Annotated in this window: 16 protein-coding genes; 2 read left to right on the forward strand and 14 right to left on the reverse strand. The window is 43.4% G+C overall.

Annotation, left to right across the window (positions count from 1 at the left end; translation table 11 throughout):
• Window positions 1-45 precede the first annotated feature (45 nt).
• The 5 genes from FLK61_RS13735 to FLK61_RS13755 all read right to left on the reverse strand — a co-directional run bounded on the left by FLK61_RS13735 (window position 46) and on the right by FLK61_RS13755 (window position 5,961).
• Entirely contained in the window at window positions 46-498 is a 453-nt protein-coding gene (locus tag FLK61_RS13735; RefSeq protein WP_176009959.1) for an acyl-CoA thioesterase, read from the reverse strand.
• A 531-nt stretch (window positions 499-1,029) separates the two neighbouring features.
• Complete coding sequence (gene sdhB, locus FLK61_RS13740; RefSeq protein WP_176009960.1) at window positions 1,030-1,803, reverse strand: succinate dehydrogenase iron-sulfur subunit; 774 nt, start codon at window positions 1,801-1,803, stop codon at window positions 1,030-1,032.
• Window positions 1,800-3,572, reverse strand: a complete 1,773-nt coding sequence (gene sdhA, locus FLK61_RS13745) for a succinate dehydrogenase flavoprotein subunit (protein WP_176009961.1) — start codon at window positions 3,570-3,572, stop codon at window positions 1,800-1,802. The genes sdhB and sdhA overlap by 4 nt, the downstream gene beginning before the upstream one ends.
• Window positions 3,573-3,595: 23 nt before the next feature.
• Window positions 3,596-4,216 carry a succinate dehydrogenase cytochrome b558 subunit gene (locus tag FLK61_RS13750; RefSeq protein ID WP_176009962.1) on the reverse strand — a complete coding sequence of 207 codons (621 nt, stop codon included), beginning with the start codon at window positions 4,214-4,216 and terminating at the stop codon, window positions 3,596-3,598.
• Between the two features lie 401 nt (window positions 4,217-4,617).
• The gene (locus tag FLK61_RS13755; RefSeq protein ID WP_176009963.1) at window positions 4,618-5,961 is read right to left on the reverse strand and encodes a TrkH family potassium uptake protein; all 1,344 of its coding nucleotides are present in this window, start codon (window positions 5,959-5,961) and stop codon (window positions 4,618-4,620) included.
• Window positions 5,962-6,114: 153 nt separating this feature from the next.
• On the opposite strand from FLK61_RS13755, the gene FLK61_RS13760 reads away from it, so the two are divergent.
• Both FLK61_RS13760 and FLK61_RS13765 read left to right on the forward strand, forming a co-directional pair.
• Window positions 6,115-6,528, forward strand: coding sequence for a DUF2507 domain-containing protein (locus tag FLK61_RS13760; RefSeq protein ID WP_176009964.1), 414 nt, complete (start codon window positions 6,115-6,117; stop codon window positions 6,526-6,528).
• Window positions 6,529-6,607: 79 nt separating this feature from the next.
• Entirely contained in the window at window positions 6,608-6,784 is a 177-nt protein-coding gene (locus tag FLK61_RS13765; RefSeq protein WP_176009965.1) for a hypothetical protein, read from the forward strand.
• Between the two features lie 274 nt (window positions 6,785-7,058).
• On the opposite strand, the gene FLK61_RS13770 is transcribed toward FLK61_RS13765, so the two are convergent.
• The 9 genes from FLK61_RS13770 to FLK61_RS13810 all read right to left on the reverse strand — a co-directional run bounded on the left by FLK61_RS13770 (window position 7,059) and on the right by FLK61_RS13810 (window position 18,217).
• Window positions 7,059-8,306, reverse strand: coding sequence for an aspartate kinase (locus FLK61_RS13770; RefSeq protein ID WP_176009966.1), 1,248 nt, complete (start codon window positions 8,304-8,306; stop codon window positions 7,059-7,061).
• A gap of 138 nt (window positions 8,307-8,444) precedes the next feature.
• Window positions 8,445-10,229, reverse strand: a complete 1,785-nt coding sequence (uvrC, locus tag FLK61_RS13775) for an excinuclease ABC subunit UvrC (protein WP_217706291.1) — start codon at window positions 10,227-10,229, stop codon at window positions 8,445-8,447.
• A 111-nt stretch (window positions 10,230-10,340) separates the two neighbouring features.
• Window positions 10,341-10,655 carry a thioredoxin gene (gene trxA, locus FLK61_RS13780; protein WP_176009967.1) on the reverse strand — a complete coding sequence of 105 codons (315 nt, stop codon included), beginning with the start codon at window positions 10,653-10,655 and terminating at the stop codon, window positions 10,341-10,343.
• Between the two features lie 712 nt (window positions 10,656-11,367).
• Window positions 11,368-12,327: an electron transfer flavoprotein subunit alpha/FixB family protein gene (locus FLK61_RS13785; RefSeq protein ID WP_176009968.1), complete on the reverse strand. Its 960-nt coding sequence runs from the start codon at window positions 12,325-12,327 to the stop codon at window positions 11,368-11,370.
• 14 nt (window positions 12,328-12,341) lie between these two features.
• Window positions 12,342-13,112: an electron transfer flavoprotein subunit beta/FixA family protein gene (locus FLK61_RS13790; protein WP_176009969.1), complete on the reverse strand. Its 771-nt coding sequence runs from the start codon at window positions 13,110-13,112 to the stop codon at window positions 12,342-12,344.
• A 79-nt stretch (window positions 13,113-13,191) separates the two neighbouring features.
• On the reverse strand, window positions 13,192-13,974 hold the full coding sequence (locus tag FLK61_RS13795; RefSeq protein WP_176009970.1) for an enoyl-CoA hydratase: 783 nt from the start codon (window positions 13,972-13,974) through the stop codon (window positions 13,192-13,194).
• 21 nt (window positions 13,975-13,995) lie between these two features.
• The gene (gene fadR, locus FLK61_RS13800; RefSeq protein WP_176009971.1) at window positions 13,996-14,586 is read right to left on the reverse strand and encodes a fatty acid metabolism transcriptional regulator FadR; all 591 of its coding nucleotides are present in this window, start codon (window positions 14,584-14,586) and stop codon (window positions 13,996-13,998) included.
• Between the two features lie 128 nt (window positions 14,587-14,714).
• Window positions 14,715-16,406, reverse strand: coding sequence for an AMP-binding protein (locus FLK61_RS13805; protein WP_176009972.1), 1,692 nt, complete (start codon window positions 16,404-16,406; stop codon window positions 14,715-14,717).
• A gap of 119 nt (window positions 16,407-16,525) precedes the next feature.
• A complete protein-coding gene (locus FLK61_RS13810) occupies window positions 16,526-18,217 on the reverse strand; it encodes a long-chain-fatty-acid--CoA ligase (RefSeq protein WP_176009973.1) in 1,692 nt (563 codons plus the stop codon).
• Window positions 18,218-18,239 lie beyond the last annotated feature (22 nt).

The raw sequence follows: 18,239 nt of genomic DNA on the forward strand, positions 1-18,239 counted from the left end.
TCCCGTCCTCTCCTTCACTCTATGAGGTCAGGGCTCCATGCGTGCTTAAGCAGGCGAAAATTGGGTAAATTTATTTCTCATAGTATCCGTCCACTCCTGTGATTTACCTGTTTCCTTATTAACTTGTACAATGCGCCCGCGTCCAATCATACAAAGATCGCGATCATCATTTTCGATCATATAATGAACGTCGATCGATGACCGACCAACGTGTGCGACACGAACACCAACATGCAAGGTTTCCCCAAATTTAACCTGACGCACGTAATCACACTGTAGATCTGCTGTGACAACGATGGTCGACTCCTTCTGCCAATCATCCATAAGTCCAAGCTCCATAAAATAAGAGATTCGCGCTTGCTCGAAATAGACGAATGCGACTGTGTTATTCACATGCCCAAATGCATCTGTCTCTGAAAACCTTACTGGGATTTGTTGAAAATATGTAAACTTCTCTTTCCACGTGTTCAAATCATCAATGTATGCAGGTAATGCCATCTTATCCAGCTCCTTTAATTAATAGTAAATGAATGACCATTCATTCAATATTACCATTATTTGTGTGTATTTGTCTAGGTGAGAGTGTTGGATCATTAAGTTGCGGTGAATGAGAGCGGATGAACGGTTAAGTGAGCATTGTTTTGACTTAATTGGGTACCGGGTCCGGTTAATCGAGCTCCAGTTTGACTTAATCGACCCCAGATTCCGGTTAATCGAGCTCCAGTTTGTCATAATTGACCCTCGATTCCGGTTAATCGAGCTCCAGTTTGACTTAATCGACCCTAGGTTCCGGTTAATCGAGCTCCAGTTTGACTTAATCGATCCCAGGTTCCGGTTAATCAAGCTCCAGTTTGACTTAATCGACCCCAGATTCCGGTTAATCGAGCTCCAGTTTGACTTAATCGACCCCAGGTTCCGGTTAATCAAGCTCCGTTTTGTCATAACTGCCCACGCACTCATCCGAATAACCCCCACCCCCAAAAAGACAAAAAAAACACCGATGCAATCTGCATCGGTGTCTTTATAAAATCACGCTGTGTTATCTGTACCAAAGAAGTTCTTAAATGACTGAAGCGTTGTCTCTCTGTTCAGTGCTGCAATAGAAGTTGTTAAAGGAATACCCTTTGGACAAGCTTCTACACAGTTTTGAGAGTTACCACAGTTTGCAAGTCCGCCTTCTCCATCCATTAATGTTTGGAGACGCTCCGCTTTGTGCATCGCACCAGTTGGGTGAGCGTTAAAGAGACGTACTTGAGAGAGTGCTGCAGGTCCGATAAATTCAGACTTGCTGTTTACGTTTGGACAAGCCTGTAAACATACACCACACGTCATACACTTAGAAAGCTCATACGCCCATTGACGCTTTGCTTCTGGCATACGTGGTCCTGGACCTAAATCGTATGTGCCGTCGATTGGAACCCATGCCTTCACACGCTTTAGCGAGTCAAACATGCGGCTTCTGTCGACCGTTAAGTCACGCATAACAGGGAACGTATTCATTGGCTCAAGCTTAATTGGTTGCTCAAGCTTATCGATAAGTGCTGTACATGACTGACGCGGCTTTCCATTAATGACCATCGAGCAAGCTCCACAAACTTCTTCTAGACAGCTTGCGTCCCATGCTACTGGCGTTGTGTCTCCACCTTCTGCATTGACAGGGTTACGACGAATCTCCATTAAAGCAGAGATAACGTTCATATTTGGACGATATGGGATCGTAAACTTCTCTTCGTAAGGCGCACTGTTAGGATCCGCCTGACGCTTGATGACTAGTTCAATTGTTTTGTTTGTTTCTGTACTCATGCCTTCTCACCGGCCTTTTTCTTCGAAGTATAGTCTCGCTTACGAGGCTTAATCAACGATACATCCACTTCTTCGTATTCGAATTCCGGAGAAGCTGTTGCTTGATTAAACTTCGCCTTAGTAGTCTTTAGCCACTCTTCATCATTACGCTCAGGGAATTCTGGCTTATAGTGAGCGCCTCGGCTTTCGTTACGGTTTAACGCACCGATTGTAATAACACGGCCAAGGTTTAGCATCGAACGAAGCTGGCGAACAAACATAGCACTTTGGTTCGTCCACTTCGCTGTATCAGCGAGGTTAATATTCTTAAATCGCTCTAAAAGCTCGACGATTTTATCATCTGTTTCTTGTAGCTTTTTATTCTCACGAACAACCGTTACGTTCTCTGTCATGAGAGTACCTAGTTCTTTGTGAATCTCAAACGCGTTTTCTGTACCATTCATTTGTAGGATTTCATCAAAGAACGCTTGATCCTCTCTTACTTGGCGATCAAAGATCTCGTCTGACATATCTTCAGCAGCTGTCTCTAAACCATTAATGTAGTTAACTGCATTTGGTCCAGCTACCATACCGCCATAGATAGATGATAGTAAGGAGTTTGCTCCTAAACGGTTTGCACCGTGGATTGAATAATCAACCTCTCCTGCTGCAAATAGACCAGGAATGTTAGTCATTTGATCGTAGTCTACCCATAGTCCGCCCATTGAATAGTGAACCGCTGGGAAGATCTTCATCGGTACTTTACGTGGGTCATCACCCATGAACTTCTCATAGATTTCCATGATTCCGCCAAGCTTAATATCAAGCTCTTTAGGGTCTTTATGAGATAGGTCAAGGTACACCATGTTTTCCCCATTAATACCACGCTTTAAATCTACGCAGACGTGGAAAATCTCGCGAGTCGCGATATCACGTGGTACGAGGTTACCGTAAGCAGGATATTTTTCCTCAAGGAAGTACCACGGCTTACCGTTTTCATCGTAAGTCCAAACTCGACCACCTTCACCACGAGCAGACTCACTCATAAGACGAAGCTTGTCGTCTCCAGGAATCGCTGTTGGGTGAATTTGAATGAACTCTCCATTTGCATAATAAACACCTTGCTCGTAAACGGCAGCAGCCGCATAGCCAGTGTTGATCATGGAGTTTGTCGATTTACCAAATACGATACCAGGTCCACCAGTCGCCATAATAACAGCGTCTGCGCGGAACGGATGAATTTCAGAAGAATTTAAGTTTTGAGCAGTAATTCCACGACAAGAACCCTCATCATCAAGGATTGCGTGTAGGAATTCCCAGCCTTCATATTTTGTTACTAATCCGCTTGCTTCATGACGGCGAACTTGCTCATCAAGCGCGTATAGTAATTGCTGACCAGTTGTTGCACCTGCATATGCAGTACGGTGATGCTGAGTACCACCAAAACGACGAAGGGATAAAAGACCTTCAGGCGTTCGGTTAAACATAACACCCATTCTATCTAATAAGTGAATAATTTCTGGTGCTGCATCACACATTGCTTTAACAGGAGGTTGGTTTGCTAAAAAGTCTCCACCATAAACGGAATCATCAAAGTGCTCCCATGTAGAGTCTCCTTCACCCATTGTGTTAAGTGCACCGTTAATTCCGCCCTGCGCACAAACAGAATGCGAGCGTTTTACCGGTACGATTGAAAATAAATCAACGTGCATGCCTTTTTCTGCTGCTTTGATTGTTGCCATGAGGCCTGCTAAACCGCCACCTACAACAATCACTCTACCTTTACTCATATGCTGACACTCCTTCTCTTAGGCTAAACGCCGATTCCTGCAAATGCTAGAATTGCTCTTACACCAATAAACGTTAGGACTACGAAAACACCCATTGAAACGTAGCTTGAAATTTGCTGTGAACGTGGTGATACAGTGATTCCCCATGAAATAAAGAATGACCATAAACCGTTTGCAAAGTGGAACGTAGTAGCGGTGATACCAATGATATAAAGAATAAGTGCAAGTGGATTCTCCACGATCTCAGCCATCATATTGAAATTGACTTCAGCACCAAACATCTTTGCTATACGCGTCTCCCACACGTGCCATGTAACGAAAATAAGGACGATTACACCAGAGATTCGTTGAAGGCGGAACATCCAGTTTCGGAAATAGCTAAAGGAGGAAGTATTATTCTTTGCTTGAAAGGCAATGTATAAGCCATATACAGCGTGGAATATTAATGGAAGAAAAATAAGTCCGATTTCAAGGGCATATAGGAATGGAAGTGACTCCATGAATCCTGCTGCGCGATTGAATTCCTCTTCACCTCTTGTTGCGAAGTAGTTGACCATAAAATGGACAAGGATGAAGCCTCCTAGTGGAACGACCCCTAGTAGTGAGTGAAGCCTGCGGTAAAAAAACTCTCGATTGTTAGACATCTGCCTTTCCTCCTAAAACAATGATTTCTGTAAGTAGTGGTTGATACATTCGTGCATAGTTCCCCTCTTCACACTCTCACTCGGATGCGCTTACTTTTTGTCGTCTGGTGGAAACGTGGGAAGGTTTTTGACATCTATTATTCTACTCTTCCCATTGCTCTGCGTCAAGAAAGCGTTACCACCATTTTACTTTGTTAGGAAAGCGTTTAGAGTTGAACAATCTTACTAATATTCTGATTAAAGTATATCATGCCTTGGGGATAAAATGGATAATTCTGCTTACAAAATATGATTTTCTCGTTTTAAAACAAAAAAAGAGGGAAAGTAGATGAGTTCTACTTTCCCTAAAAGCATGAAAAACATTGTGCATAGATACACACGCTATTTTCTTACAATAATCATTAGCCAATGATAATGCGCTCCGTTGGAAACTTGTAATGCGTCGACTTCTCTTTACCACGGATCGAGAATAGGAAGGCAACAAGGCCCACGCGACCCACGAGCATTAAAAACATCAGCGTTATTTGACTAGGTAACGACAGATCGCCTGTGATTCCCATCGACAGTCCGCACGTTCCGAAGGCAGAGCTCGCCTCAAAGATAATCGCCATCAGCTCGAACTGCCCACTATGCTCGAATGCAGAAATTAAAATAATCGCGCCAAACAGACCGATTGCAAAAACTGATAAGACAATAAATGCTTTTTGACGATCCTCTGGGTGTACCTCGCGACCGAATACTTTTACATCACTGCGACCCTGTGCAAAGCTTCGGATCGTAAGGAACATGACGGCAAGCGTGGTCGTTCGAATTCCCCCACCCACACTGGATGGACTCGCGCCAATAATCATCAGTCCTGAAAGTAACAAAAGACTAGCAAGTGTTAAATCCGACATCTCCATAATAGAGAGACCTCCAGATCTTGCTGTCGCCGAGTTGAACATGGAAAAGAATAATTGTTGATGCCATGGCATGCCAGAATAGTAGTTTTGGAATTCTGTTAACCATAGTCCTACTACACCGATTAAGAAAACAATAAAATACGTTGTTGTTGTAATTTTTGTGAACAAACTAAATCGAAACTGAGGATTGTTTTTTGAGAAGTATTCTCTAAGCTCCATCAATACTGGAAAACCAATCGCACCTGCAAAGATTAATAGGATCGTTAATAATTGCACGAAATAATCATCTGCGAACGGGACAAGAGATTGGCCCGTTATATCAAATCCCGCATTTGTAAACGCAGACAATGCTCCAAAAGCCCCTTGGTAGTAAGCTTCTGCAGCGGTATCAAAGTAGTTTAAATAGTATGTACCTAAAATGAAGGCACCAATAAGTTCGATCCCAAGAGCAACGGATAAAATCCCTCTCATGAGTTTTACTAATCCAGAAAATGAAATTTGATTTTGGTCAACCATGATAAGCATTCTTTGCGAAAGTGGAATTTTACGTCCAAGAATCATCCAAATGAACGTCCCTAGCGTCATTACGCCAATTCCACCTAGCTGAATTGCGAGCGCAAGAAAAAAGATTCCGATGCCACTAAACGTCTCCGAAACATTAAAAACGGTTAGTCCAGTTACACTCACGGCACTAACAGCCGTAAAGAGAGCATCCGAATAGCTAATCGACACGCCAGATTGTGTCGAAAATGGGAGAAACAATAAAATACTAAAAACAAACATCGCTAAAATATATGAGATGACAATAATCCTAAAAGGACTTAAAAATGTCGTAAGCTTCATAAACTGCCACCTTACCTCTTCGTGATTTCGCGGTTAAGTATACCATGTGCTAAATTCTAAAACCATATGTATTTTATACGCGACTACGCCTTCTTTGGGTTTCATTTATGATAGACTATATAAATAGTTTATCGCATAAGACGGAGGAGACGCATGTCAAAAACGAATGAGTACAGCTACGACTTATTTCGCCACGAGCTTTTACCAGAACTATTAGGCGAAGATGAAGAAATTATTCTTTATTGGGCAGGAAAAGCCCTTGCACGTAAAAAGCATGAAGAAATTGAAACAGATGGACTTGCTACTTTTTTTGAAAAAGCAAGCTTCGGTGCACTCACTCTTTTAAAAGAAAAACGAAGTGAACGCATCTATGAATTAACGACCAATGACTATCAACCGAAACGACCTTTTTCTCTCGAGGCTGGCTTTTTAGCGCAGCTAACAGAGCTTGAAATGGACTTACTTGCGGAAGCGACCTATGAAGTTAAAAAGAAAAAACCAACGTGTCTGCACATCACTGTGAGATGGGACAAAAAAGATCCTTCTTCGATGAGAGAAGACGCGTAAAATGAGGAAAAGTAGGAGCTGGGACAAAGAGAATTATTTTGTCCTAGCTTTTTTTGTGCTGGGTGAGGGGCTGTGATTAGTGGGAGTGCGGATTGGTTATCCGGTAAAAAGCTCCGGTTATCCGCTTTTGCCCTTCAGTTATCCGGAAACAGGCTCCGGTTATCCGCTTTTCTCCCTCAGTTATCCGGAAAAGCACTCCGATTATCCGCTTTTGCCCTTCAGTTATCCGAAAACAGGCTCCGGTTATCCGCTTTAGCCCCTTCATTATCCGGAAACTTCCTCCGATTATCCGCTTTAGCCCCTTCATTATCCGGAAACTTCCTCCGATTATCCACTTTTACTCCCTCATTATCCGGAAAGCTGCTCCGATTATCCGTTTTTACTCCCACATTATCCGAAAATAGCCCTCCATTATCCACTTTCACTCTGAATTCCTTCCCCCCATCATAAACAAAAGAGACCAAGACAAAGTAAAAACACTTTTGTCTCAGCCTCTACTCTATTATCGACCAAAGCCCTCTATCTACTTGTTACGCTTTTGCCGCTTCAATCTTTTCCTTCTCTTTTGCATCCAATTCAAATGATGTATGCAGTGCTTCAGAAGCACGGATCATATCTTCCTCAGGAACAACTGCAGATACGGCAATCTCAGACGTACTAACCATTTTAATCGCCACTTGTTCACTTGCTAGTACCTTAAACATATTAGCAGCTACACCAGGGTTACTAATCATGCCAGATCCTACAATCGACACTTTAGCGAGCGAGCTCTCATGACGGATTTCGCTATAGCAAAGGGATGCTTTCTCTCTGTGAATAAGATCTAACGTTTTCCCTAGATTCGAGCTATCAATAGAGAATGATACATTGATGCCATGGTCAGAGGTCATCTGCTGAATAATAATATCTACGTTAATATTCGCATCCGCTAACAGCGTAAATAAATTAGACATCGTATCAAATTGATCAGGTAACCGTTCCACCGTTACCTTCGTAATATTTTTTTCAAATGCTAGTCCTCGCACTACGAGATTTTGCTCCATCGATGCTTCCTCCTCTACATATGTTCCTTCCACTTCTTCCATACTAGATCGTACAACTAACGTTACGTTATAGTTCTTCGCAAACTCAACCGCCCGAGGGTGCAATACTCCAGCCCCTAAATTCGCAAGCTCTAACATCTCATCATACGAGATACTCGCTAACTGACGTGCCTTTTTGACGAAACGAGGGTCGGCTGTATAAACACCTGTTACATCGGTGTAAATCGAGCAAGATTCTGCGTCCAATGCCGCTGCTAATGCAACCGCAGTTGTATCTGAGCCACCACGACCGAGCGTCGTAATATTGCCATCTTCACTTACTCCCTGGAAGCCTGCGACGAGAACTGCTTTCCCATCATTTAAGTGCTTTTGCATCTTATCGGTACGAATATCGGTGATACGTGCATCCTGATGATTTTCTTCCGTAATAATGCCAGCCTGCCAGCCAGTAAGGGAAACGGCGTCTACACCAATTTCTTTTAGTGCCATCACGACAAGAGAAATGGTCACTTGCTCACCTGTTGCGAGAAGCATGTCCATCTCACGAGGATCTGGATTATCCGTAATATCATTCGCTAGATCAACTAATGCATCTGTTGATTTACCCATGGCAGAAACTACGGTAACAACCTTCTCCCCTCGGTCCATACGTTCCTTAATACGTTCAGCTACCCTTTTGATCTTTTGTACATCTCCTACAGAAGTACCGCCAAACTTCTGAACGATCGTTGTCAATGTGAACTCCTCCTTCGTAAAATCCAACCTTCGCATCATACATTCCTGTTTTTCTAGTGCTAGAAACCTGTTTTTGGTTTAAACACGCACCTTTTAAGCCTAGCAAAAAGAGCCTGCTATGACAAACAGGCTCTCCGGTTATTTTTGGGTTTCTTCGTTCATAGCGTCGAGTAAGCTCTTCGCAACGGACGAAGGGATGCCTACTCGCTCGATTTCTTCCTGTGACGCCTCTTTAAGACGTTTTAACGAACCAAACTCTTTCAATAACGCTCGCTTTCTCTTTTCGCCAATTCCATCGACGTGATCGAGAAGGGAGGTAAACACATTTTTCTTCCGAACATTGCGGTGAAAGGAAATAGCGAAGCGGTGCACTTCATCTTGAATTCGTTGCAGGAGATAAAATTCTTCGCTCGTTTTCTTTAATGGCACGATAACAGGGGGATCCCCCATCATCAGCTGAGACGTTCGGTGCTTATCATCCTTCGCTAACCCACAAACAGGAATGGATAGACCAAGCTCATCCTCTAATACTTCTTGTGCAGCGGAGATTTGGCCCTTACCACCATCAATGACGATAAGGTCAGGTAGTGGTTGCTCCTCCTTCAAGAGACGTAAATACCTGCGTCTCACTACTTCTCGCATGGAGCCGTAGTCATCAGGTCCTTCTACCGTCTTAATTTTGTACTTTCGATAATTCGTTTTATCCGGCTTCCCATCAACAAACGACACCATCGCAGATACAGGATCCACACCTTGAATGTTAGAGTTATCAAACGCCTCAATACGATACGGAGCATCAATCCCCATCGCTTGCCCTAGACGTTCGACGGCTTTCACAGTGCGTTCTTCATCACGTTCGATCAGCTGGAACTTCTGCTGTAAAGCAAGTTTTGCATTTTTCGTTGCCAGCTCCACGAGCTCCTTCTTCTGACCACGCTGAGGCTGAATGACTTTCGTATTTAAAAACGACGCAACAATCTCTGGATCCGCCTGCTTTGGAATAAAGATTTCTTTCGGCTTCGCATGCTGATCATCCAAATAAAATTGCCCTAGGAACGTGTAAAAGTCTTCATCTGGATCTTGATAAGTCGGGAACATCGTGACATCTCTCTCGATCAGTTTCCCTTGGCGCACAAAGAAGACCTGCACGCACATCCACCCTTTATCCACGTGATACCCAAACACATCGCGATTCGTTTGATCCGTCATCGTCATCTTTTGCTTTTCCATGACGGCCTCAATGTGTTGCACCTGATCACGGTATTCCTTCGCTCGTTCAAAGTCCATCGCTTCCGATGCTTCAAACATTTTCTTCGTAATATCCTCTTTTACTTCTTTATGTCCTCCGTTTAAAAAACGCGTAATGTCCATAACAAGCTTCTGATTCGTTTCTTTCGTAACCTCGAATTCACATGGAGCTAAGCACTGACCGATGTGATAATACAGGCACACTCGGTCTGGCATCGTGCGACATTTCCTCAGCGGATAAAGTCGATCAAGTAGCTTTTTCGTCTCATTTGCCGCCTGCGCATTCGGGTACGGCCCAAAATATTTAGCCCCGTCCTTATTTACCCGTCTTGTCGTGATGAGCCTAGGGTGTGCTTCATTCGTTATTTTGAGGAAAGGATATGTTTTATCGTCTTTTAGTAAAATATTATAGCGAGGCTCATATTTTTTGATGAGATTTTGCTCTAAGACCAGTGCCTCCAAGTCTGAAGAGGTCACAATATATTCAAAGTCACGTATTTCACTCACTAGCCGCTGCGTTTTTGTATCGTGCGACCCTGTGAAGTACGAGCGCACTCGATTTTTTAGCGTTTTGGCTTTCCCTACATAAATAATCTGATCATGCTTATTTTTCATTAAATAGCATCCTGGTTGCCCCGGTAAAATTGCTAGCTTATTGCGGATGTTTTCCACCAAACTCCTCCTTTTCTCTTTATTTTTTGGCAGAAAATATGGGTAAAGTCTTTAAAAAATGGCGCCATGACATTACGCGTCATGACACCATTATATCCATTGTTTATCTACTTTTTACAGGTGCTTGTTTAGTGTTTCTGCAAGTGCTTCTTTTGGTTGGAAGCCGACGATTTGGTCAACAACTTCGCCATCCTTGAATACTAGAAGCGTTGGGATGCTCATTACGCCAAACTTGCTTGCAGTTTCTTGGTTCTCGTCTACATCAAGCTTTACGATCTTCACTTGGTAACCCATGTCTCCGTCTAACTCTTCAAGTACAGGAGCGATCATCTTACAAGGTCCACACCAAGGTGCCCAAAAGTCTGCTAATACAACACCATTACCAGTTTGTTCTGCGAAAGTCTGATCTGTTACATTTGTAATTGCCATTGTTAAAACTCCTCCTTATATCTTTCCTCATGTATGCTTGATTTCACATATTGAATTATACAACACGAAGCAAGAAAAGAAAAACACTCTGCTTCCTGCTTCTTAGACAGTAACGTAATAATTGGTAAAGTGCAAAATAACTGCTCACGAAGATGAAATGCGTTCAGTTTTACTAGCTTTTGCGGATTGTAAGGTGATTATACGGGGTTTATCTATGGTGATTGGGTTAAAAGGGAGTGGTAATAGAGTTGTTTTGCTCGTATTGGGGTAGTTATGTTCCGCATGCTTTAGTTATGTGCTTTATTGGAGTGGTTATGTTCCCTATTAAGATTTTATGTTCCGCATTTCAAAGTTATGGATTTCTCCTACCTTTTGCACAGAGATATGTGCCTTATCTCAAAGTTATGTTCCTTATTCTGTTTTTATGTGCCTCATTCTAAAGTTATGGACTTCTATGTTTGAATGCGCGCACGAAAGATAGCATGCGCGAAGAGCCACTGTATTCTAAAGCATGTTGCATAGAGTTATGTGCCTTATCCCAAAGTTATGTTCCTTATTCAAAGAATAAAGACTTCTCTTACTTGAATGTGCGCATGAAAAATCTCATGCGCACATCGCCACTGTATTCTAAGCAGAGACAGCATTTCTCACAGATAAGTCCAAAATAAAAAAACGCAGAGAGGGCATTCACTCCCCCGCCCTGCGCAAATCATTAAACGAGTACTTTTTTAAATTCGTCCGTGAGCTTTGGTAGTACATCAAATAGGTCGCCTACGATTCCGTAGTCTGCAATTTGGAAGATCTCTGCTTCTGGATCCTTATTGATCGCAACGATAATCTTCGAGTTAGACATTCCAGCAACGTGCTGGATTGCTCCGCTGATACCTACAGCGATATATAAATCTGGTGTAACAACTTTACCTGTTTGCCCGATTTGGAGAGCGTAGTCGCAGTATTCTGCGTCACACGCTCCACGAGAAGCTCCAACTGCTCCACCTAATACGTCAGCAAGCTCTTCTAAAATGCCGAAGTTATCTCCGCTTTTTAGACCGCGTCCGCCAGCTACGATAACATTCGCTTCCGATAAATCAACGCCTGACGTTGTGTTCTTCACGATATCTTTGATAATCGTTTGTAGGTTCTTCACATCAACGTCTATCTTTGAAACGTCACCTGTTCGGGAAGTATCCTGCTCAAGTGATGCAATGTTGTTTGGACGGACCGTAACCATCGTTAGCCCATCTTCGACCTCAATTTTCTCAAATGCTTTACCGGAGTAGATTGGTCGAATGAAGACTGGACCGTCTTCGATTGCGACTGCGTCTGAGATTAGTCCAGAGCCAACCTTACTTGCGAGCTTAGGCATGATATCGCGGCCGATTGCCGTATGCCCCATCACAATTCCTTCTGGATTTTCTTCGGAAATAACTTCTTGAAGTGCCTGTGAGTAGCCTTCAGGAGTATACTCTTTTAAGTGAGGATGCTCGACTACGACAACGCGATCCGCGCCATACGCATATAGCTCAGATGCGACATCTGTAATGTTTGCTCCGAGTACGACTCCAACTACTTCTGCCGCGTCGTCGATTAATTTTGCTGCTGCGATCGCCTCAAAGGATACTTGACGAAACGCGCCGTCTTTTACTTCACCTATAACAAGAACTTTTGACATTCGTAGCTCCCCCTTTAAATTACTTTCGCTTCATTTTTTAGTAGTGTAACGAGCTCTTGTACTTGCGTATCAAGATCACCCTCAAGAATTTTACCCGCTTGCTTCTCAGGTGGTAGGTAACGTTCAATGACAGACGTTTTCGCCTCTACATCGTCTTCATCTAAGTCAAGATCATCTAAATCTAGCGTTTCTAGAGGCTTTTTCTTCGCCTTCATAATTCCTGGTAACGATGGATAGCGTGGCTCGTTTAGGCCTTGTTGCGCTGTAACAAGGACAGGTAGTGGTACTTCTACCATCATCTGATCGCCTTCCACATCCTTCTCGATCTTTGCTACACCATCTTCGATTTCAAGCTTTGTAATAGATGTCACATAGTTGATTCCTAGTTGATCCGCGACACGAGGACCAATTTGACCAGAGCCACCGTCAACGGCAATGTTCCCACCTAAAATAATATCTACTTCTTGTGTTTTAAAATATGCAGTAAGCATCGCCTGCGTTGTAAACTGATCTTTATCTTCTACGTCCTCGGAGTCTAGCAGTACGGCTTTATCGGCACCCATTGCGAGCGCTGTACGGAGCTGCTTCTCTGCTTCTTCTTCCCCTACTGTCACGACCGTTACTTCACCACCGTGCTCATCGCGCAGTGTGATTGCTTCTTCAACGGCATATTCATCATATGGGTTAATGATGAATTCAGCACCGTCTTCGTCTATTTTTCCGTTCTTAATCGAGATTTTTTCCTCTGTATCAAATGTTCGCTTTAAGATAACAAAAATGTTCATGCTTTACCCCTCCTGGATAAGTTAAGTGGTTAAACGCTTTCATTTCCATTTATAATAGAAGCTGCACAAGGCAGCTTAACTATTTCTTATTAAACGTTGGCTTTCGTTTTTCTAAAAAGGCTTGAATACCCTCTTTTGCATCTCGCTTGTCAAAGACGTTGCCGAAATACACCGCTTCCTTCTCTTGCCCTCGCTCTAACGGCTCACGATCAGCAATAGCCAATAGCTCCATCGAATATTCCACGGTTAGGCGACTTTTAGCTGCTATCTTATGTGCCAAAGCTAGAGCCTCATCTAGCACATTCTCTTCTTCGACAGCACGGTTGACGAGACCTAGTCGCGCGCCTTCCTCTCCGGAAATCGAATCAGAAGTGAGTAGAAGCTCCATTGCTTTTGATTGGCCGATTAGTCTAGGTAAGCGTTGCGTTCCAGCAAATCCGGGAATTAGTCCAAGTGTTAGCTCTGGCAATCCAAGCTTTGCGTTCGTTGCTGCAACTCGCAGGTGACAGGCCATGGCAAGCTCTAATCCGCCTCCAAGCGCTGCGCCGTGAATAGCCGCAATAACAGGGATCGTGCCTGTCTCAATGGAACGGAAAATTCGTTGACCGTCGAGACCTAGTGTCTGAAAATCGTCTCCGTGCTTCACGTCCGTAAATTCTTTAATGTCAGCTCCGGCCGCAAAAAATCTACCTTCCCCGTGGATGACAATAGCGTATACGTCACCAGACTCTGTTAACTCTTCGACTGCTTTCCCGATCTCTTGAATCATGCCTTGTGACAGAGCGTTTGCTGGAGCGTTATCTAATGTGATAATACCAACCTTGTCATCTGTCTTGAGCCTTACATATTGATAGGCTTCCATTACTATCACTCACCTTTTTAATTATGTAGCTTTTGCTAATCCCTTTAACAAAAACGCATGTATGCTTGCTGCAAGAGGAGCTAGCTCATAGCGGTGATCCTTCATAACCCAGTTTGTTACGACCTCATCAATCGCCCCAAAGATGAGCTGTCTCACGATTCGAACGTCTAAGTCTGTATCGAAGAGTCCGTTTTCCTGCCCTTCTAAAATGACAGAATCAATGAGCTTCAAGTAGCCCTTTAACACTTCGTTGACTCGTAGTCGAATCGAAATATTGGACTGCCTTAGCTCTAACTGTGTGACAAGCGCTAAGTCATGATCTTTCTCCAGCTGCTTTAAGTGCATTTCAATGAGGATAAAAAGCTTTTGCTTCGTTGACTCCTCTTTTTCCATCGTCTCTTTAATGTGTCCGACAAAGGAACCCATCTTCTCTTCAAAGAGCGAGATTAAAATGTCCTCTTTATTTTTAAAGTAGAGATAGATGGTGCCATCTGCTACTCCTGCCTCTTTCGCTATTTTAGAAACCTGTGAGTGATGATAGCCATTTTTGGCAATCACCTTGACAGCGGCATCAATTATTTTATCGTATTTAACTCCGCGCTTTTTTGCCATTGTGCTTCGACTCCTCGCTGACCCAATAAATGAATGACCATTCATTCATAATGTCATGTTACCGAATACCGCTCTTTCTGTCAATAAAAGAGCGGTATATTTTTTACTTTATCAGATTAATGGCGTCATTAGCTAGTCATACGCTCCTTCTCTTCTTCTTGGAGCGCGCGTCTTAACACTTTCCCTACCATCGTTTTAGGTAGTTCTTGTCTGAATTCATAGCTACGTGGCACTTTATACGCGGCAAGCTGCTTTCGGCAAAAAGCGTTTAGCTCTTCTTCCGTTGCCTTCGCACCATCTTTAAGTACGATAAACGCTTTTACCGTTTCCCCGCGATAAGGATCTGGAATCCCGATAGCGACGGCCTCCATTATTGCTGGGTGCTCAAACAGGACTTCTTCAATTTCACGGGGGTAAATATTAAATCCACCTGCAATAATCATATCTTTTTTGCGATCGACAATATAAAAATAGCCTTCTTCATCCATGTATCCCATGTCACCCGTATACAGCCATCCGTTTTGAAGGGTCGCCGCGGTTTCTTCAGGACGATTCCAATATCCGCGCATAATCTGCGGACCGCGAATAATTAATTCGCCCACCTCGCCTGGCTTAGCCTGCTCTCCCGTCTCGGCCGAAACAATGCTTACGTCTGTATCTGGCCAAGGTAAGCCAATGCTACCTTGCGGGCGTTTGCCCCACATTAAATTAAAGTGCGTGACAGGGGACGCCTCTGTTAATCCGAATCCTTCTGAGAGTTTGCCTCCTGTTTTGGACTCAAACTGCTGTTGCACTTCAAGCGGAAGTGGCGCTGATCCACTAATACAAATGTTGATAGAAGACAGGTCGAATTTCTCGACATTCTTATCGTTTAAAAGCCCTATGTACATCGTTGGTGCACCAGGGAAGATCGTTACTTTTTGCTTTTGAATCGCTTTTAACGTTTGCGTTGTATCAAACTTAGGCAGGATAACAAGCTTCGAGCGATCCATGACAGAAAAGTTCATGCCAACCGTCATTCCATACACGTGGAAGAATGGAAGTGCTCCTAAAATAACTTCATTGCCATGATCTATCTTATGCATCCAGCGAATGCACTGTGTCGTATTTGCAACTAAATTGTAGTGTGTGAGCATAACGCCCTTCGCAACGCCTGTCGTTCCACCAGTGTATTGTAGTAGCGCTAGATCCTCTTTTGGATCAATATACACATTCATTTCAAGACTTCTATTTGACTGTATGAATCGGACAAAGTCGTGATTGTGTGCATCAAAATCGACTTTGACGTCCATACCCGTATTTTTCTTTTGAATGAACGGATAGATCACGTTTTTTGGGAAAGGCAAGTAGTCCTTAATCCGCGTGACGATCACATGCTCTAACGCCGTTTTGTCACGAACGTTTTGCACCTTTGGATAAACAAGGTCCAAACAAATCATGACTGTCGCTCCAGAGTCGATCATTTGATGTTCAAGCTCGCGCTCCATATAGAGCGGATTTGTTTGGACAATAATACCACCAGCCATCAGTATGCCATAGTAGCTAATCACGGACTGTGGGGTGTTAGCGAGCATAATCGCGACACGGTCCCCTTTTTTCACTCCGAGCTTTTGTAATCCATTGGCAAATCGTAGAGCTGCATCATAGACTTCCTGATACGACATTTCTTTACCCATAAATTCAAGCAACGATTTTTTTGGTACCTCTGTTGCTGCTTTTTTTAAATAGTGATGCAACGTATGCTCATCGTACTCGATTGTCTCTGGAATATCTGCTGGATATTGATCGATCCATGGTCGTGCGATTGTCTCTTGCTGCATGATGTTCTCCTCCATTATTCCTTCCCTCTATGAAGAAGAAAGCAACCCTCTCTCTTGCGCAAAAATGCTAAACAGATAATCAGGGGCTCACACGAAAACGCGTGCCCCTGATAGGCTGATTACGTATTTTCTCTCTTTTTCTTTTCTTCCTCAACGAGTACACGTCTTAGAATTTTACCTACCATTGTTTTTGGGAGTTCGTCTCTAAACTCATAAAACTTTGGTACTTTAAACGCAGCTAAGTGCTTACGGCAATATTCATCTAAGTCAGACTCATTAATCGATTGGCCCTCTTTTGGTACAATAAACGCCTTAACCGTCTCCCCACGGTAAGGATCAGGAACGCCAATGACACAAACCTCCTGCACGCTATCATACTCATAAAGAACCTCTTCCACTTCACGTGGATAAATATTAAATCCACCTGCAATGATCATATCTTTTTTACGATCAACAATATAAAAGAAACCTTCTTCGTCCATGTAACCCATGTCACCAGTCAAGAACCAATCTCCTCTAAAGGATGCTTGCGTAGCCTCTGGCTGATTCCAGTAACCCTTCATCACCTGCGGACCTTTAATCATGATCTCACCAACCTCATTCGGCTCTGCTTCCTCCCCTGCCTCTGCCGAAAGAATGGTGACATCTGTATCTGGCCACGGTACTCCAATGGAGCCCTGCTTTCTTCTTCCCCATATAAAGTTAGCAATGGCTACAGGTGATGTCTCCGTTAATCCGTATCCTTCTACTAGGCTACCTTTTGTCGCTGTCTCAAATCGTGACTGCACCTCGACAGGCAGTGGCGCCGATCCACTAATACACGCTTTTATCGAGGATAAATCGTGCTTTTGAATATCTGGGTGATTTAATAGCCCAATGTACATCGTCGGCGCGCCTGGATAGAGCGTCGCTTTATGCTTCTCAATCGATTTTAAAATAGCCTTCGGATCAAATTTAGGAATAATAATCATTTTAAATGCCATCCGAATCGCTAAGTTCATCACAGTCGTCATCCCGTATACGTGGAAAAATGGGAGAGCGGCGATAATAACCTCTTCGCCGTGCTTCATCTTGTACATCCACTCTTCACACTGCTGAGTATTAACAACTAAATTATAGTGCGTAAGCATAACTCCTTTTGCAGGTCCGGTCGTTCCCCCTGTGTATTGCAAAAGAGCTAAATCTTGTTTTGGATCAATCGAAAGCGGTATTTCTTCCTTCGACCCTTTTTCTAAAAGAGCGGTAAAGCTTAGAAGTGTGTCAGTGTAAGTTAAATCCACTTTGATACCCGTATTTTTCTTTTGAATGAACGGATAGATCACGTTCTTAGGGAAAGGAAGGTAATCTTTAATCCCCGTCACAATGATGTGTTTTAGAGGCGTTTTGTCCTTTACCTTTGCCACTCTTGGATAAACGAGATCTAGGCAAATCATCACTTTCGCACCTGAATCCGTCATTTGGTGCTCTATTTCCCTCTCCACATAGAGAGGGTTCGTTTGCACGACAATCGCTCCTGCAAACAGTGCGCCATAATAAGAAATAACGGCTTGTGGTGTATTGGCAAGCATGATGGCTACGCGGTCCCCTTGTTCAACGCCGATAGTACGAAGCTGATTGGCAAGCTTGAGTGATGCCTCATATAGCTCTTTATAAGACATTTCCGTTCCCATAAAGTGAAGGGCACTCTTAGTAGGAAATTCGTTTGCTGCTCGCTTCAAGTACCCTTGTAGCGTCATCTCTTCGTACTCAATGGAAGTCGGTATTTCAGCTGGATATTGATCAAACCAAGGTTTTTTCGTTAACGTTTCCACGGCACAACCTCCTTCTTATTCG

Source organism: Paenalkalicoccus suaedae (assembly GCF_006965545.2).
In the GTDB taxonomy this organism is placed as follows: Bacteria; Bacillota; Bacilli; order Bacillales; family Salisediminibacteriaceae; genus Paenalkalicoccus; species Paenalkalicoccus suaedae.

What these genes read in the sequence shown, in the direction of transcription:
- FLK61_RS13735 (WP_176009959.1), bottom strand. Translation starts at nt 498, where the DNA reads ATGGCATTACCTGCATACATTGATGATTTGAACACGTGGAAAGAGAAG.
- sdhB (WP_176009960.1), bottom strand. Translation starts at nt 1,803, where the DNA reads ATGAGTACAGAAACAAACAAAACAATTGAACTAGTCATCAAGCGTCAG.
- sdhA (WP_176009961.1), bottom strand. Translation starts at nt 3,572, where the DNA reads ATGAGTAAAGGTAGAGTGATTGTTGTAGGTGGCGGTTTAGCAGGCCTC.
- FLK61_RS13750 (WP_176009962.1), bottom strand. Translation starts at nt 4,216, where the DNA reads ATGTCTAACAATCGAGAGTTTTTTTACCGCAGGCTTCACTCACTACTA.
- FLK61_RS13755 (WP_176009963.1), bottom strand. Translation starts at nt 5,961, where the DNA reads ATGAAGCTTACGACATTTTTAAGTCCTTTTAGGATTATTGTCATCTCA.
- FLK61_RS13760 (WP_176009964.1), top strand. Translation starts at nt 6,115, where the DNA reads ATGTCAAAAACGAATGAGTACAGCTACGACTTATTTCGCCACGAGCTT.
- trxA (WP_176009967.1), bottom strand. Translation starts at nt 10,655, where the DNA reads ATGGCAATTACAAATGTAACAGATCAGACTTTCGCAGAACAAACTGGT.
- FLK61_RS13785 (WP_176009968.1), bottom strand. Translation starts at nt 12,327, where the DNA reads ATGTCAAAAGTTCTTGTTATAGGTGAAGTAAAAGACGGCGCGTTTCGT.
- FLK61_RS13790 (WP_176009969.1), bottom strand. Translation starts at nt 13,112, where the DNA reads ATGAACATTTTTGTTATCTTAAAGCGAACATTTGATACAGAGGAAAAA.
- FLK61_RS13795 (WP_176009970.1), bottom strand. Translation starts at nt 13,974, where the DNA reads ATGGAAGCCTATCAATATGTAAGGCTCAAGACAGATGACAAGGTTGGT.
- fadR (WP_176009971.1), bottom strand. Translation starts at nt 14,586, where the DNA reads ATGGCAAAAAAGCGCGGAGTTAAATACGATAAAATAATTGATGCCGCT.
- FLK61_RS13805 (WP_176009972.1), bottom strand. Translation starts at nt 16,406, where the DNA reads ATGCAGCAAGAGACAATCGCACGACCATGGATCGATCAATATCCAGCA.